This window comes from Actinacidiphila yanglinensis (assembly GCF_900107965.1).
GTDB classification, from domain to species: Bacteria; Actinomycetota; Actinomycetes; order Streptomycetales; family Streptomycetaceae; genus Actinacidiphila; species Actinacidiphila yanglinensis.
This window is the reverse complement of the sequence record NZ_FNVU01000006.1, coordinates 423974-440273: the sequence shown is the minus strand read 5'-3', so window position 1 is coordinate 440273 and position 16300 is coordinate 423974. Positions and strand designations below refer to the sequence as shown.

At 72.3% G+C, this 16300-nt stretch carries 12 protein-coding genes and 2 pseudogenes; 7 read left to right on the top strand and 7 right to left on the bottom strand.

Annotation, left to right across the window (positions count from 1 at the left end; all coding sequences use genetic code 11):
* Positions 1 to 36: 36 nt before the first annotated feature.
* A pseudogene (locus tag C4U44_RS16910) lies at positions 37 to 201 on the bottom strand (ArsR/SmtB family transcription factor); the annotation flags it as partial.
* 153 nt (positions 202 to 354) lie between these two features.
* Positions 355 to 2430 carry a glycosyltransferase family 2 protein gene (locus C4U44_RS16905; RefSeq protein ID WP_103886618.1) on the bottom strand — a complete coding sequence of 692 codons (2076 nt, stop codon included), beginning with the start codon at positions 2428 to 2430 and terminating at the stop codon, positions 355 to 357.
* Between the two features lie 614 nt (positions 2431 to 3044).
* Here C4U44_RS16905 and C4U44_RS42540 point away from each other — a divergent pair.
* Positions 3045 to 3221 (top strand): annotated as a pseudogene (locus C4U44_RS42540) (transposase); the annotation flags it as partial.
* 145 nt (positions 3222 to 3366) lie between these two features.
* Here C4U44_RS42540 and C4U44_RS16895 read toward each other — a convergent pair.
* From C4U44_RS16895 to C4U44_RS16885, 3 genes are read right to left on the bottom strand one after another with little or no spacing between them, the layout of a single operon-like run.
* Positions 3367 to 4734, bottom strand: coding sequence for a HAMP domain-containing sensor histidine kinase (locus C4U44_RS16895; RefSeq protein ID WP_160145051.1), 1368 nt, complete (start codon positions 4732 to 4734; stop codon positions 3367 to 3369).
* 59 nt (positions 4735 to 4793) lie between these two features.
* Positions 4794 to 5471, bottom strand: a complete 678-nt coding sequence (locus tag C4U44_RS16890; RefSeq protein ID WP_103886616.1) for a response regulator transcription factor — start codon at positions 5469 to 5471, stop codon at positions 4794 to 4796.
* Positions 5472 to 7652: an MMPL family transporter gene (locus C4U44_RS16885; RefSeq protein WP_103886615.1), complete on the bottom strand. Its 2181-nt coding sequence runs from the start codon at positions 7650 to 7652 to the stop codon at positions 5472 to 5474.
* Positions 7653 to 7893: 241 nt separating this feature from the next.
* Between C4U44_RS16885 and C4U44_RS16875 the strand changes: the two genes are divergently transcribed.
* The 6 genes from C4U44_RS16875 (at position 7894) to C4U44_RS16850 (ending at position 13760) form a co-directional block, all read left to right on the top strand.
* Positions 7894 to 8322: a BlaI/MecI/CopY family transcriptional regulator gene (locus tag C4U44_RS16875; RefSeq protein ID WP_235032141.1), complete on the top strand. Its 429-nt coding sequence runs from the start codon at positions 7894 to 7896 to the stop codon at positions 8320 to 8322.
* 103 nt (positions 8323 to 8425) lie between these two features.
* Positions 8426 to 9577, top strand: coding sequence for a M56 family metallopeptidase (locus tag C4U44_RS16870; RefSeq protein ID WP_103886614.1), 1152 nt, complete (start codon positions 8426 to 8428; stop codon positions 9575 to 9577).
* A gap of 362 nt (positions 9578 to 9939) precedes the next feature.
* The gene (locus C4U44_RS16865) at positions 9940 to 10887 is read left to right on the top strand and encodes an ABC transporter ATP-binding protein (RefSeq protein ID WP_103886613.1); all 948 of its coding nucleotides are present in this window, start codon (positions 9940 to 9942) and stop codon (positions 10885 to 10887) included.
* The gene (locus tag C4U44_RS16860; protein ID WP_103886612.1) at positions 10884 to 11723 is read left to right on the top strand and encodes an ABC-2 transporter permease; all 840 of its coding nucleotides are present in this window, start codon (positions 10884 to 10886) and stop codon (positions 11721 to 11723) included. Before C4U44_RS16865 ends, C4U44_RS16860 begins: the two co-directional genes overlap by 4 nt.
* Positions 11724 to 11847: 124 nt before the next feature.
* Positions 11848 to 13104: a sensor histidine kinase gene (locus C4U44_RS16855; protein WP_235032154.1), complete on the top strand. Its 1257-nt coding sequence runs from the start codon at positions 11848 to 11850 to the stop codon at positions 13102 to 13104.
* Positions 13101 to 13760 carry a response regulator gene (locus C4U44_RS16850; protein WP_103886610.1) on the top strand — a complete coding sequence of 220 codons (660 nt, stop codon included), beginning with the start codon at positions 13101 to 13103 and terminating at the stop codon, positions 13758 to 13760. The genes C4U44_RS16855 and C4U44_RS16850 overlap by 4 nt, the downstream gene beginning before the upstream one ends.
* On the opposite strand, the gene C4U44_RS16845 is transcribed toward C4U44_RS16850, so the two are convergent.
* Complete coding sequence (locus tag C4U44_RS16845; protein WP_235032140.1) at positions 13748 to 15166, bottom strand: ATP-binding protein; 1419 nt, start codon at positions 15164 to 15166, stop codon at positions 13748 to 13750. The genes C4U44_RS16850 and C4U44_RS16845 overlap by 13 nt on opposite strands.
* A gap of 29 nt (positions 15167 to 15195) precedes the next feature.
* Entirely contained in the window at positions 15196 to 15870 is a 675-nt protein-coding gene (locus C4U44_RS16840; protein ID WP_235032139.1) for a response regulator transcription factor, read from the bottom strand.
* Positions 15871 to 16300: the final 430 nt, after the last annotated feature.

Here is a 16300-nt window from a genome sequence, read left to right as displayed (position 1 = left end):
CGCGCACGCGTCGGCGGGGGGAACTGCCCGGTGTGGTCATTTCGGGAGGAGGACTGCGGGTAGAAGCCCGGGGAAGCGGGTTTCCATGTCGTGGCGGCGTACCTTGACGATCCGTTTGCGTCCCTCGACGGCGGTTCGGGTGAGTCCAGCTTCGCGGAGCACGCGGTAGTGGTGGGAGATGGTCGGGTCGCTCAGCCCGAGGTCGGCGGGGGTTCAGAGGTCGGGCGCCAGTTCCACCCAGCCGGTCGAGAGGTGGAAGCACAGGTTGCCGGACACGGTGTCGGGGCGGGGGATCGGAGGGACCGGCGTCATTCGGGCACGCCGCTGGTCAGGTACTCGCGGTACGGAGGACGGTCAGGCGCCGAGGCGGACCCCGAGCCGGCGCAGCCGCTTGCGGGTGGCGGGGTTCAGCCTGCGCATCATCGGCCTGCCGATCCGGCGCAGGGCGCTGCGCTGGGCAGATCGACGGCGCCGCGTGGCAGCCTCAAGGGCGGTGGCCGGGTCCACGGTGGCCAGGCTCTCGACGGGGTGCATGCGGCCGTGGTCGTCGACCCGGACCTGACCGATCTTCAGCTCGGGTCCCGAGGTCCCGCCGTCCAGCCGTGCCGACAGTTGCCAGGTGCCGGCCTGCGGCCCGGTGAAGAGAGCCTCGCTCCCGCCGGCGTCGGTGGGGCACAGCCGCACCCGTCCGCCGACCGGCTCCAGCGTGGCCGGCAGGCCGAGGAATCCCGCGTCTGCACCTGCGCCCCGTAGTACCAGCCAGGCCCGGGCAGGGGCCGTACCCGGGTGCGAGACGGCCGCAAGCTCCAGTTCGAATCCGTCGCCGGGAACCCGCAGTACCTCGTGCCCGGCGAGCGCGTCGCCGATCTTCTTGCCGCGCCGGTCGACGTCGAGGGTCAGGTTGCCGTGCGGGTGGGTGAAGTACGGCACCGTCAGCCGCGCCGGCGAGCCGAGCAGCGCGGGCAGGCACGCCGCGTCCACGCCTGGGGCGCGGTCGGCGCCGAGCCGGGCCTTGCGGACCATGCCCAGCCCGCGCACCGGCACCCACACGTCCCACATCCCCTTGTGCAGCGCGTCGCGGCCCCTGACTTTCTTCGGATCCAGGTAGCCCACGCCGCGCAGCCTGACCTCGCAGGCCACGCCCTCAGGCCCGCGCTCGGTCACGGGCAGTTCCTCCACCACACGATCGAACTCGGCGGGGCAGGCCCACTCGACCGCGGTCTCGCGGTCACGGAGGCTCACCTCGGCCCGGTAGCCGTCGAGTTCGTCGGTGACGTCGATCAGCTCGCCGTCGTCCAGCAGGCCCTGGTGGAACTCCGGGTGCAGGTAGTAGCGCTCGCCGCGGCGCAGCAGCGACAACGGCCGCCGGTCCTCACCCCACACCAGCCGTGCGGTGATCGTCACGGCGATCCGGCCGTCCTCCCAGCGCAGTTCCTCCAGGCGGGCGACGCCCTTGACGGTGGAGGCCCGGCGGGCGATCTCGACCAGATCCTCGCGCCGGTCGCGTCGCAGCACGGTGGAGCGCAGCCGCAGGATCGCGCCGAGGCCGTCGTGCACGCCGTCGTTCACGTGGTCGGCGGCCAACTCGCGGATCGCGTCGATCATCTCGTCGCGGTAGGCGGCGTCGTACTTGGGCATCGCCGGCTCGCTGATCCGGCCGAGCATCTCGACCCGGTAGAAGCGGCGCAGCAGGTCGTCACGGAAGGTGCCGGGCTCGGTATTGGCGACGACGACGTCGAGCACCTCGCGCAGGTTGCCGTAGTACCCGGCGGGCACGATCTTCGCCGAGCCGGCGTTCTTGCCGTCGTCGCGCTTGGAGTAGTGGTAGCACGTGTAGTCGCCGAGGATCGAGACGACCTTCGCCGGGAAGTACGCCTCCATCATGTACAGCTGGTCCTCCAGCCGTCGCCTGCCCTCGGGGTACGCGAGGGCGTTGTCGCGCAGGAACCGGGTGCGGAACATCTTGTGGGGGGTGAGGCTGTCCACGAGGGGCGCGTCATGGATGGTGCACTTCTCCCGGTTGGTGCGGAACACCCCGTGCGGCACCCCGCGGAAGTTGGACGCCACCTTCCCGATGACGATGTCGGACCGGTTGCGGTGCCCCATCTCCCACAGTCGCCTCAGCGCGTCCGGAGCCAGGAAGTCGTCCTGGTCGACGAAGTGCACGTACTCGCCGCGGGCCTCGGTCACGCCGATGTTGCGTGGCTTGCCCGGCCAGCCGGAGTTCGGGATGTGGATGACGCGTACGTGCGAGTGCTCCGCTGCCAGCTCGTCCAGCCGGGCGGGGGAGTCATCCGTCGAACCGTCGTCCACGAACAGCAGTTCCAGTTCCTGCGCGGGCAACGTCTGCCCGAGCAGGGACTCGATGCACGGCTCGATGTACTTCCCGGGGTTGTAGACCGGGACGATGACGCTGACCTTGACCGACATCCTGGTTCCTCGCCTCGCTTGTCGCACCGCTCGTTCGAGTGGGGGGCGGTGCCCCTGGGCGCGCAGCGGGCCGGGCATGCCGTCCAGCCAGGGGTGGACGTGTTCCACGCTTCGTCGGCCGACACGCGCGCCTGCCGCGGTGTGGTCCGGCCAGGCTACTACATGATGTAGGAGTTCATCCGAGGGGCTTCCCGTGGCGGCCGCGAGCCCGCCACCTGGGAGGTGAGGGGCCGGAGGGTCCGCTTCGGGACCGAGTGGGAGCTGCTACCTGTCGCACTGCGTGCCGCGGATCGGCGGTGTCGCTCGGTACCGCGCGCGTCCCTACGGCCTCCCCGCGCCTCGTGCCATGACGGTGGCGGTCGCGAGACGGCACTGCGAACAGCCTCCTTGCCGGCCGGATCGCGAGGGGATCGGCTCCGGGCGCACCGGCGGGACTGGATGCCGGGGGCACGGCGAAGCCGCCACCCGAGGTCGAACGGCCCGGCCGGGCGTTCCGGTCAACCTACTACATGGTGTAGAAGTCGGTGGTCGCGAACGATCGGGCCCCCACGCATGGCCCGCGTCTCCGCGCCGAGTTCGGGAGTGCGGCGCCGGGCGGGGGCGGGCGGCCGGTTGTGTCGCGTCGCACCGATCACCCAGGCCGTAAGCGCCTGGACGACCGGAAAGCCCTGTCCGGCATCCTGTTCGTGCTCTACGCCGCCATCCCGCGGGAGTTCTTGCCTCAGGAGCTGGGCGTCGGGCCGGGCATGACGTGCTGGCGGCGCCTGCGTGACTGGAACGACGCGGGCGTGTGCCACGTTTGCACGATTCCCTGCTGCGACACGGCTCCTTTGGCGGCGCCAGTGAGGGCCGTCCCGGCGGCGTGCGCGACACCACCGCCGCCGTGACCGCGGTCCAGCCGACGCCCAACGGCGAAACGAAGCCACTTCGAGGGCCTCATGGGGCTTCGGCCGTCGTGCGTTGATCCACCCCGGCCTCGCCGAAGGCGGGGAGCCCGACCACCACCAACGCCCCACCCCCGTCGGCTTCCGCGACGGCGATCGCCCCCCGGTGCGCGCCGACGATGGCCTTGGCGATGGCCAGCCCGAGCCCGGCCGAGCCGCTGTGCTGCTCGCGGCTGGCGTCGAGCCGGACGAAGCGGTCGAAGACCCGTTCCCGCTCCTCGGCCGGGATGCCTGGTCCGTCGTCGGCGATCTCGACGCGGACGGTTCGGTCTGCCCGGAGCTCGCAGGCCGATACCTGGACGAGTGAATGCGCATGGCGGATTGCGTTGTCGAGGATGTTACGGAACAACCGCGACAGCTCGGCAGGGCTTCCGGTCACGGCCAGGCCCTCAGGGATGTCGATCTCTACGGCGACCGGTGGCGTGGGTGTCGTCGCCCGGATCTCGGCGATGAGGGCGGCCAGATCGACCCGCCGACGCCGGGCCGCGGTCCGGCCGGCGTCCGATCGCGCCAGGAGCAGCAGTTCGCTGATCAGATCCTCGAGCCGGGTGGCCTGCCTGACGGCACGGTCGGCGATCGCCGGCCACGGCGCGCGGTCCGGGTGCGCGAGGCCGACCTCCAGACCGGTGCGGATCGCTGTCAGCGGGCTGCGCAGTTCGTGGCTGGCGTCGGCGACGAAGCGCCGCTGTCTTGCGGCGGCGTCCTCGAGTCGGGCCAGCATCGCGTTCATGGTCTGAGCCAGATGGCCGATCTCGTCGTCGGTCCCGGGCTCGGGGACCCGCTGGGTCAGGTCGGCGGCGGTGATGGCGGTGACCGTGTGCCGAATCCGCTCGACCGGGCGCAGGGCCCGCCCGACCACCAGCCACACCGTGGCGCAGGCGAGGAGCAGGAGCGTCGGCAGCCCGATGAGCAGCAGCCGGGCGAAGGTCTCGTTGACCTGACTGCGCAGTGATGTGGCGGAACCGGTGATGATCGATACCGGTCGGCCGCCGATCGTCACGTGCTCGCCGTACACGAGGACTTCACCGGGTACCACGCCGTCGGCGGCCTTCTGCCGGACCGGAGTGGTGGAACCGGCGGGAAGGGCATAAACGGCGGGCAGCCCGGCCAGGGTCCGTGTCGCGGCGAGCACGCTGCCGTCCGCGGCGAGCACCTGGGCCTGTGCCGCGGGATCGAGGCCCGATACCGGCAGCGGGCGCGGGAATGCGCCGCCGGGCGCCGGGGACTGCTCGATCTGTGTGGCGTAGGTGCGCAGTTGGCTCTCGATGGTGCGCCGCGCGGCGTTCACCTGGAGCAGGTACATCACCCCCAGGCCGAGCGTCACCGCCATCGTCAGCGCCAGCCCGGCCACAATGGTCACCCGCGACCGCACGCTGCCCGGCCGGAACCGGTGCCAGATGCCGGACGCTGTCGTCGCGGTCATCGCCGCTCCCGGATGACGTAACCCTGTCCGCGTACCGTCTCGATGATCGGCCTGTCGGCGCCGGGAGCCTCGATCTTGCGTCGCAGCCGGTGCATCAGCACCTCCACCACGGCGCGGTCGCCGTCGAAGTGCACGTCCCAGCAGTGTTCCAGCAGCTTGGACTTGGAGACGACGCGCCCGGCCTCGCGCAGCAGATACTCCACCACCGCGACCTCGCGCGCGGTCAGGTTCACCGGCGTGCCGTCGCGGGTGACGCTGCGCGCCGCGGGGTCCAGCGCCAGGCCGGCGGCGGTGAGGACCACCGGCCTGGCGCCCAGGACGCGCCGGGTCAGGGAGCGAAGGTGAGCGAGGAGCACCGGGTAGGAGAAGGGCTTGGCCAGGTAGTCGTCGGCGCCGCTGTCCAGGCCTTCCGCGTGGTCGAGATCCTCGTCCAGCGCGGTGAGCATCAGGATGGGGGTCCAGATGCCCCGCTCCCGAAGCACGCGGCAGACCTGGTAGCCGTCCATCCCGGGCAGCATCACGTCCAGGACGATGACGTCGTGGGGGCTCTCCGTGGCCTTCCACAGCCCGTCCACGCCGTTGTCCGCGACGTCCACGACGTAGCCCTCGGCCTCCAGGCCCCAGGTCAGGGCCGCGGCGACGTCCGGCTCGTCCTCGACCACCAGTATCCGCATCTAGCCAGCATCCTCCATCGCCCGGCCGGCCTCGGCGGGTTCGCGCTCGAGCTGCGGAGTGCGGGACGGCGCGGGCGGCTCAAGGCGCAGAAGGCGCCGGGCCCCGTCGGGCAGCCACCAGTTCCACTCGCCGAACAGCGCGACCAGCGCGGGGAGCAGGAGCATGCGCACGACGACCGCGTCCAGCACCACGCCGGCGGCCAGGCCGGCCGCGATCTCGCGGACCGTCACGTCGTTGGCGGTGGACAGGGAGGCGAGCGCGAAGAACAGGATGAGTGCCGCCGAGGTCACCAGGCGTCCGGTGCGGGAGACGCCCTCGATGATGCCTTCGCGCGTGGACCGCGAACGGTCGTGGCCTTCGCGGATCCGGGCCAGGATGAAGACCTCGTAGTCCATCGAGACCCCGAACAGGAAGCCGAAGATCAGCACGGGGACCAGGCTGTCGATCGCGCCGTAGGAGCTGGTCCCCCAGAGCGTCTGCATGCCGATGCCATGTTGGAAGACCAGGACGAGGACGCCGTAGGTCGCGGCCACCGACAGCATGTTCAGCAGCACGGCCTTCGCGGGCAGGACCAGCGACCGCATCCCGCGGGCCAGCAGCAGGAAGGTGAAGAGGGCCACGACCGCGAACAGCAGCGGGAACGAGCCGTAGGTGGCCTTGGTCTCGTCGATCTTCTGTGCTCCGTCACCGCCGGCCAGCGCGCCGTGTCCGGCCGCCGCGCGGATGTCGGCGAGGGCGGTGCCTCCGTGCGAACTGCCCACCTCGGTGCGGGGGACCGCGACCACCAGCGCCGAGCCGTCGGTGGACGACCAGCGGGTGCCGGTCGCCAGCGCCGCGCCGCGCAGGCTGGACACTGTCGCCAGGGAGTCGACCACGGCTGGGGCGTCGGCGGCGTGTGGGACGTAGATCGGAACGGCGGTCAGGGTGCCGGAGGGGAACCCGTCGGTCTCCAACGCGTGCAGACCGTCGGTGTACGAGCCCGCCGAGGCCATGGCCTGGGTTGTGGGCTGAGCGATGTTGATCGTCGTGGCGGTGGCGGCCAGTCCGACGAGCAGGCCGAGGCCGACGACCGCGGCGAGTACCCGGTGCTTGATCACTCCGACGGACCACGCGGTCCAGAATCCGCTCACCGGGTTTCGTCGCGAGGCTCGCCGCGGCCAGTCCAGCCGCGGCCCGGCCTTGGACAGGATCGCGGGCAGCAGCGTCAAGGCGACCAGTGTCGCGGTCGACGGGATGAAGAGCCCGGAGATACCGATGCCGCGGACCATGGAGTTGGGGATGACGACCAGCGCGAACAGCCCGAGCGAGGCGACAACGCCGCTGAACCAGACGCTGTGCCCGGCGCGCTTGACGGCCGCGAGCACGGCCTCGTCGTTCGTCTTCCCGGCGCCGCGTTCCTCCCGCCAGCGGGTGACCACCAGCAGCGAGTAGTCGATGGACAGGCCCAGGCCCAGCAGCGCGACGATGTACTGCACAGCAGGGTTGATCGGCGAGGATGACGGCACGAGGTAGGTCAACCCGTAGATGAAGATCTGCATCGTCAGGACGCTGATGAGCGCCATGATCAGCGGCAGCAGGGCCAGGAACGAGCCGAACACCCAGGCCAGGACAAGCAATGCGCCCAGTGCCCCGACGATCAGCTCGCTCAAGACCGAACCGTTGCCGCCGCCGCTGGTGTTCCCGGCTTCCAGGGCGTGGTAGCTGGTGCCGTGGACGGACAGGTCCGGGGCGGCCTGTTTCGCCGCGGCGGTCAGCTGGTCCATCTGCGCCGGGCCGACGTCGTCGCCGACGTTCGGCGGATAGGCGAGCACGATGGTGCCGGCGCGGTTCGCGCCGACGAGCGCAGCGTCGCCGTTGGCGGCGTAGGAGACCAGGCGCAGGTTCGGCGCGGCCTTGGCCAGCGTGGCGTCGACGCGCACCAGCTCCTGCTTGACCGGCTGGGCGTCAACGGTCCGCCCGGGGGGAGCGTTCAGGATCAGCACGCCGGGATCGGACGCCGCGCCGCCGTAGTGGGCGGCTATGGCAGTGTTCGCGGTGAAGCCGGGCCCGCTGACATGGTTGCCGGACTGGAGCCGGCCGGACAGCGACGGCGCGAGCACCACCCCGACCGCGGTGACGACCAGCCACAGCAGCCCAACCGTGAGCCGGTGCCGGGTCACCCAGGTTGCCAGTCTTTCCATCAGATCCTCCGTCCGGACACCTCCGGGTGGGTGTCCTCTTCCAGGTCGTTCGAACGGTAGGAAGCGGAAGCTTTCCGATCGCTTTCACCGGTGCCGCCGTACGACGGTGCTGCTGCACGACGCGCACTGCACCTCCGCCACCGGCTCGTGGCGCACCACCCTGGCCGCGCTCCCCGGGCTGCTGGACCACTGCCGCTCTCGGGCCAGGTTGTAATCTGGTCCCTCTACGAGGGGCGGCGATGTGACCAGGCAGGAGGGCGCGACGGCCGGGCGACGCGCACCGGGTGAGCTGGAGAGCGAGGTGCTCGCGGCACTGTGGGCGGCCGGTGAGCCGGTCGGTGCGGGCGCCGTGCGCGAGCAGGTCGCGGGCGATCCCGCCTACACCACCGTGCTCACGATCCTGACCCGGCTGTACGACAAGGGACTGGTCACCAGGAAGCGTGCAGGGCGCGGCTATCTCTACTCACCCGTGCACGACGAGGCCGGGCACGTGGCGGCCGGGATGCGGGATCTGCTGGAACACGGCGGGGATCGTGCCGCGGTGCTGGCACGCTTCGTCTCCTCGTTGCCGGACGAGGACGAGAAGCTGTTGGAAGAGTTGCTGCGGGACCACCTGGTCGATCCGGGCATCTCCGAGGTCGCCACGCGCGTTCCCGGCACGCGGGACTGACCATGACGGGCACGAACGGTCACGCGGCCGGGCGAGGGGTGTTGGGTCGGCGCCGCGGCTGTCCGGGCGGTGCGCCGCCCGTACCGGTGCGGACGGTGCAGACGTGAGCGACATCGGGATCGGCCTGTGCGCGCCTCTGATGGTCGGCGCGCTTCTGGCGCTGATCGCGCCGCGGCTCCGCGACCTGCTGCCGCCCAGGTCCGCGGCGTGGCTGCTGGTGTCGGCCGCCGTCGTCTCGACCGGGGTGTGGGTCGCGGGCCTGGCGATGATCGGCTCCACGATCGTCGGCCAGATCCCCGAGGTGGCCGAGGCGGGGCGCTGGTCCCCGCACACGCTGGCCGCGCACGCCCCCTTCGACCGGCCGGTGGGCACCGCATGCGCCCTGGCCCTGGTCGCCTGCGCCACCGCGCTCGTCGTGGCGTCATGGCGCCGGGTCACCGGTCTGGTCGGCATGTGGCGCGAGTGCCGCGACCTGCCGACCACCGGGGATGTGACAGTCGTGGACGACCCCGCACCGGCCGCCTTCGCCCTGCCCGGGGCTCCCGGCAGGGTCGTGGTCTCCTCCGGGATGCTCCGCGCGCTTGCCCGGGACGAGAGGCAGGCGCTGCTCGCGCACGAGCGCGCCCATCTCCGGCACCACCATCACGTCTTCCTGCTCGTCCTCCAGATCTGCGCGGCGGTCAACCCGATGCTGCGCCCACTGGCAAAGGCGGGCGCCTTCACGCTGGAACGCTGGGCCGACGAGGAGGCCGCCGACATCGTGGGGGGCCGTCCGCTCGTCGCGCGGGCCATCGCCCGGGCGGCCTTGGCGGCCAAACGCCCGCCGAAGCAAACTCTCTCGGCCACCTCCGGCCCGATCCCGCAGCGCGTCACGGCCCTGCTGGCACCGCGCCGGCCCGCCCGACGTCCGCTGGTTGCCACCGTCGCGGTCCTGATGACGGCCTGCTGCGCCAGCACCGCCCTTGCCGCTCAGGACGTCGACGCCCTGTTCGACGCGGCCACCTCGTCATCCCGTCCTGTCGCCGCCCGCCACTCGCCCACTGCGGCGGACCTGCCGGAGACGGCGTACGGGACACCGACCGCGACGTGGACGACGTCGGCGGCCGTCGTGCCGGACACACCCATCCCGGCCTCAGCGGTCCAGTACGGCCACGCCCGGGAGCGCACCTCGTGGAATTGCGCCACCAGGGCGGCGAGGAACGCCGCGAACCCCAGCAGTACAGCGAGCGGCGCGGCCATCATGCCCACCAGGTAGTCGAACACCGACTCGCCCATCGCCGTCGACGGCCCCTTGGCCGGCCGGAACACGGCGGTGATGTGAGGGGCACGCATGACGTCCGTAGCGGTGCGGCTGGGACGGGAGTGGCGTGCGGAGGACATTACGGGGATCCCTCGCGGGGCAGGGCCACGAAGGGGGCCGCCGGTGATCATGCGGTCCGCCGTGATACTACAACTCGTAGGAAATGGTCGCGAACGGGTCGCGCCCGCGTAGTACCGCGGTACCACGGCGGCCGCACGGTTCAGTCTCCGGTACCACGGAATCGCCGCGGCCGGGACCTAGCGTTGCAGGTGAGGCTCCGGACCTGCGGACGCCGAACCCTGACAGGAAGGGCGCCGATGATCGACGCACGGCAGCTGACCAAGCGTTACGGCGAGAAGACCGCCGTCGACAGCCTCGACTTCACCGTCAGGCCCGGCACGGTGACGGGCTTCCTCGGCCCCAACGGCGCGGGCAAGTCCACGACGATGCGCATGATCGTCGGCCTCGACGCCCCCACCGGCGGCTCTGTCACGGTGAACGGCCGGCGCTACGCGCAGCACCGCGCGCCGCTTCAGGAGGTCGGTGCCCTGCTGGAGGCGAAGTCGGTCCACCCGGGACGTTCCGCGTACCGCCACCTCAAGGCGCTGGCGCTGACCCATGGCATCCCGCAGCGCAGGGTCGTGGAGGTCATCGAGATCGCCGGGCTCGGCAGCGTGGCCAGGAAGCGGGCCGGCGCCTTCTCCCTCGGCATGGGCCAGCGGCTCGGCATCGCCGCGGCCCTGCTGGGCGACCCGCAGACGGTGATGCTGGACGAGCCCGTCAACGGTCTCGACCCCGAGGGCGTCCTATGGATCCGCAACCTGCTGACCTCGCTCGCCGCCGAGGGCCGCACCGTCTTCGTCTCCTCGCATCTGATGAGCGAGGTCGCGCTGGTGGCCGACCATCTGATCGTCGTGGGCCGCGGGCGGTTGCTGGCGGACACGACAGTACGGGACCTCGTCCGGGCCGCGGGCGGCGACACCGTGCAGGTGGCCACGCAGGACCCGGCCCGGCTGAGGGACGTACTGGCTGGTCCGGGCGTGGACGTCACCGGGCGGATAGGGTCCGAGGAACTGCAGGTCACGGGGCTGACCGCGCGCGAGATCGGTCTGAAGGCCGCCGAGCACGGGATCGCGCTGTTCGAGCTGAGCAGCCGCCAGGTGTCGCTGGAGCGGGCCTTCATGGATCTGACCAGGGATGCCGTCGAGTACCACGGCTCCACCACCGGCACCGAAGCCGCCGAGTCCCTCGGGAGGACGGCATGACCACCCTCACCGCGACCGAGCGGACGCCCCCTGCGGCTCCTTCCCGCCCCGCATACCGCGTGACCGGGCGCCGGGTGCTGGCCTCGGAGTGGGAAAAGCTCTGGTCTCTGCGTTCGACCTGGATCACCCTTGGGCTCGGCCTGCTGTTCCTCGTCGCGTTCGGGCTGATCGCGGCCGGACGGTACCAGTCCACGTACGGCTCCCCCCACCTGGACCACGACTTCGCCACGTCGACCGCTGTGAGTCTGTCGCTGTTCGGCACCAATTTCGCCCAGCTGGCGCTCGGCGTCCTCGGCGTCCTCGTCACCGCGGGCGAGTACTCGACCGGGATGATCCGCTCCTCGCTGGCGGCGGTGCCGCGCCGGCTGCCGGTCCTGTGGTCCAAGGCCGCCGTGTTCGGCCTGGTGGCCTTGGCCGTCGCCCTGGTGGGCGTTTTCGTCGCCTTCTTCTTCGGTAGCCATATCGTCTCGGGTACGCCCGCGGCCATCGGCTTCTCGCACGCCGGTGTCGTCCGCAGCCTGTTGGGCGCTGCGCTCTACCTGGGCCTGGTCGGGGTGATCGGCACGGCGCTGGGCTCGCTGCTGCGGTCGGTCGCCGGCGGCATCTCCGTGCTCGTTGCCGCGCTCATGCTCGTGCCCGGCCTGGCCTCGCTGCTGCCCTCTTCGTGGCGGGACGACGTCACCCGCTTCCTGCCGAGCAACGCCGGCGAGTCGATGTTCGCCCTGACCCACGACAGCACCAGCCTGTCGCCCGGCGCCGGCCTGCTGGTCTTTCTCGGCTGGACAGCTCTCGCCCTGGCCGGCGCCGCCTACCGGCTGCTGCGCAGCGACGTGTGAGGACCCGCAGGATGAGGAGGTGCCCCTCATGACCTCCCGGGCCGCCCTCACCGGCGCGCTTGCGGCAGATGCCTCCCCGGCCGCTGCCGCCTCCCTTCCCGCCACTTCCGTGGACGTCGGCGTGATGGGGCCGCTGGTCGCACGGCTCTCCCGGGCCGGTCGGTGGCTGCGGCAGGCTGACCGGGCGCACCCGTGGATGCTGGACACCGCGCTGCTGGCGCTGGTCTTCCTCGCGTTCTGCCTGCCCGACCTGCTGCACGGGGACGACGGCGACGGGCCACGCCGCTTCCGGATGGCGTTCGCCCGGCTGCCCATCGCCGGGATGCTCGCCCTCCAGGCCGGGCTGGTCGTACCGCTGCTGTGGCGGCGGCGCCACCCTGCGGTGGCCTTCGCCGCCGTGACCGGCGCCTTTGTCCTCCAGTTCGGGCTGGGCGCCGCGCTGCGCGCGGACGTCGCGCTGTTCATCGCCCTGTACAGCCTGGCTCTGCACGGGCTGTTGCGGCAGCTGCCCTGGGCTTGCGGGGTCACGGCCGCTGCCATGGTGCTGGTCGCGGTACGGTCGTCGGCCGCGGTGTCCATCGGGGACGCGCTGTTCTTCCTGTTCAGCACGGCGACCGCGGCGCTCGCGCTCGGTCTCATGGTGCGGGTCCGGCGGGCCCAGCTCGCCGGGTTGCGCGACCGCGCGGCCAGGCTGGAGATCGAGCGGGACCAGCGCGGCCGCCTCGCCGCCGCAGCCGAACGCGCCCGGGTGGCCCGCGACATGCACGACATCGTCGGCCACAACCTGGCCGTCATCATCACCCTCGCCGACGCCGGCGGCTACGCCGGCGTTACCTCCCCAGAACGCGGCAGGGAGGCCCTCCACCTCATCGGCGAGACCGGCCGGCAGGCGCTCGGCGAGCTGCGGCGCGTGCTCGGCGTCCTGCGGGAGGACTCCAGCGGTCAGCAGGAGGGTCCGGAGCTGCGCCCGCAGCCTGACCTCGGCGACATCGGGGCCCTGTGCGAGGGCGTGCGAGCCGCGGGCCTCGACGTCGTCTACCGCACCGCCGGCGCTGTCGAGGCCCTCGACAGCGGGATGCAGCTCACGGTCTACCGCATCGTCCAGGAGGCCCTGACGAACTCCCTCAAGCACGCCGGAGCCGGCACCCGCGTGAATCTGGCGATCATCGCCGAGCACTCCCGGCTGACCCTCAGGGTCCAGGACACCGGTGGGGGCGGAGACACCCGCGGCCGCGAGCGGGTGAACGAGGAGGGGCACGGCCTGGTGGGCATGCGCGAGCGCGCCGCCCTCTACCGCGGAAGCCTCAGGGCGGGTCCCGACGGGCCGGGCTGGACCGTCGAGGCCGTGCTCGACCTCACCCCGCTGGAGGGCGCCGGATGACCACGGTGCTGGTCGTGGATGACCAGCCGCTGCAGCGCTACGGTTTCCGGCTGCTGCTCGGCTCCGTTGCCGGGACGCAGGTCGTGGGGGAGGCCGGGCACGGTGCCGAGGCGGTCCGCAAAGCGGCCGAACTGCGCCCCGATGTCGTCCTCATGGATGTCCGCATGCCCGGAATGGACGGCATCGAGGCCACCCGCCGGATCACCGCCACCGGCGACCGCTCCCGCGTCCTGGTACTGACCACCTTCGACCTCGACGAATACGTCCACGCGGCCCTGCGCGCCGGCGCCAGCGGCTTCCTCCTGAAGGACGCCCGCCCCGAGGAGCTGCTCTCCGGCATCCGCGCCGTAGCCGCCGGTGACGCGGTGATCGCGCCCGCCCTCACCCGCCGCCTGCTGCGCGAATTCGCCCACCTGGCACCACCCCGCCCCGGCGCCGGCCCGGGGCTGGACTCGCTCACCGCGCGCGAGCGCGAGATCCTCGTCGCCGTGGGCCAGGGCCGGAACAACGCCGAGATCGCGGCCCACTTCGTGCTGTCCGAGTCCACGGTCAAGACGCACGTCGGCCGGGTCCTCGCCAAGATCGGCGCGCGCGACCGCGTCCAGGCCGTGATCTTCGCCTACGACCACGCGCTGGCACGCCCTCATACGGAGTGAGCCGCAGACCCCCGCGCCCCGGGGAGGGTGACGATGAAGTGCGCGCCTCCCAGTGGACCGGCTGCCTTGGACAGGGTGATGTCGCCGCCCGCGTTTCTGGCCAGGCGGCGGGCCAAGGCGAGGCCGAGGCCCGCTCCGTCGTGACCGTCGCCGGGGTCGGCCCGGCACCCGGCCTCGAAGACCGCCGGGCCGAGGTCGGCGGGGACGCCGGGGCCGTCGTCGCTCACGTGGACCTGCGCTCCGCCCGGACCCGACAGGCACTCCACGAGAATGTGGTGCGAGCCGTAGCGGTCGGCGTTGTCGAGCAGCGGGGTCAGGATGCGTTCGACCAGCGCGGCCGGGACGTCGGCGGTGACCGCGTCCCCCTCGACGGTGACCGGGATCGTGTCCGGGGCGGCCTCGGCACGCCGCCGGGCCAGGGACGCCGCGACGTCGCCGGGGGCGCAGCGGCCGGGATCGGCCGACCCCGCGCGCGCGTCGGCGAGCAGGGCCTCGCAGATCTGCGCCATTGCGGCGGCGCTCGCCGTGATGGCCTCGTGGGAGGCCGCCTGCTCGGCCCGGCTGCGTGGGCGAGCGGTCAGCCATTCGGCCTCGGCGGTGATCCGTGCCAGCGGCGTGCGCAGCTCGTGCGACAGCTCGGCGGTGAGCTGCTGCTCGTGGCGGACAAGGGCTGCCAGCCGGTCCAGCAGCCCGTCGAGGTTGCCGGCGAGGTGCGCGAGTTCCCGCGGGCGCTGGTGTGTGCCGAAGCGCCGCGAGACTTCGTGCTCGCTCCACTCGGCCGCCTGGGCGCTCATCGCCCCCACCGGCTGGAGGGCGCGGCCGGCGACTACCCGGGCCACCGGGTAGACGCCGGCCAGCAGCGCGAGTGCGAGCCCTATCGAGCCGAGGAGTACGTACCGGACGGTGGACCGGTACGGGTCGAGCGCGACGGTCGCCACCACGGTGCCCACCTGGCGGCCGCCGGTCGGGGCCATGACGGGCAGGGCATAGAGCCGGTTCGCGGCGGGCTCCGCGGTGTCGGCGAACACCGCGGACCGGCCGGCCAGCCGGTCCGCCTGGCGCTGCAGCGCAACGGGTGCGGCGGGGCGCTCGACGGCGACCCGGCCTTGGTAGATCCACACGCCGATGTCCAGTGCCTGGTCGTCGCTGGGCTCGTGCACGACGATCCGGCCGTCGGCCCGTGCCTCGACCGTGGCCGCCACCGCCGCGGACCGCGTGCGCAGCAGGTCGTTTGCCTGACCGCGCAGTTGGGCGCCCAGGACCAGGTTGGCGGCGACCGTGAGCACCGTCACCCACACCGCGGTGGTAACGAGCGCCAGCAGGGCAAGCCGTCCGCGCAGGGTACGCGGTCGCAGCGCGGGCAGGGACGGCCGCCACGGCCGCCGCCCCGAAGGTCGTGCGGTCAAGGCCGATGCCCGGGGCCAGGGGAGGCGCCTCACGAGAGCCGGTACCCGACGCCCCGTACGGTGCTGATCGCCTGGCCGCCGCCGGCCTCGCGCAGCTTGCGCCGCAGTCGCGCCATGTACTGGTCGAGGGTGTTGTCGCTGACCCGGGCCCCCTCGGGCCAGGCAGCCCTGAGCAGGGCCCGGCGGCGCACCACGGTGCCCGGCGCGGCGGCCATCACGCAGGCCATCAGCCGGAATTCCGTCGGCGTCAGCGGCACGTCCCGCCCGTGCACCCGGAGGATGTGCGCCACCGGGTCGAGCCGGACGCCGGACGACTCGACGGCCGGCTCCCGCCCCGCTCTGCGCAGCGCCGCCCGGACCCTGGCGGCCAGCTCCACCAGGTGGAACGGCTTGGCGAGGAAGTCGTCGCCGCCGGCGGTGAAGCCCGACAGCCGATCCGGCAGCGTGTTGTGCGCGGTCAGGAACACGACGGGGACGTCGATGCCTGCCGCCCGCATCGCATGGCACACGTCCCGCCCGTCGGAGTCGGGCAGTCCGATGTCCAGGACGACGGCGTCCACCCGCGTCTGCGACCGCAGTGCCCGCAGCGCGCCCGCGCCGTCGCCGGCGGTGAGGACATCGAAGTCCTCCTCCCGCAGGCCGCGGGCGAGTATCGCGCGAAGGCCCGGGTCGTCCTCCACGACCAGGACGCGGTGGGACGTCACCGTACGATGGTCACCGATCCCAGCGCTTTCCCGGCGGCCCCTCCTGGGCCCCGGCGCCGATGATGTGCTCGCGCTCGTGGTCGTGCTCATGGGCCGAGGTTGGCACGCGTCACCTGAAAAAAACCTGACTGCGTGCTCCCGTCGTAGCCGCTCCGTGACACCTTGCAGTGGAATCCTTTCTCAAGGCCGTGACCTGCACGCACGTGCCAGGGCAGGTGCGGGCCGACCGGAAGTGGGAGTCCGCACCCGGCCCCCCGTCGCGCTTGTGTGCGCGCCCGCCGTGCGACCAGGGTGGAGCCGATATCCGGGGGCCAGGGCGGTCATGTCGTCGCCGCCGACGCGGGCGAACGCGACCCTTCGGGAGGCACGACAACTCCAGCCGGACCACGCTGCAATGTTAGCGACTACACGCTTGTAGACGCTAGCGTCG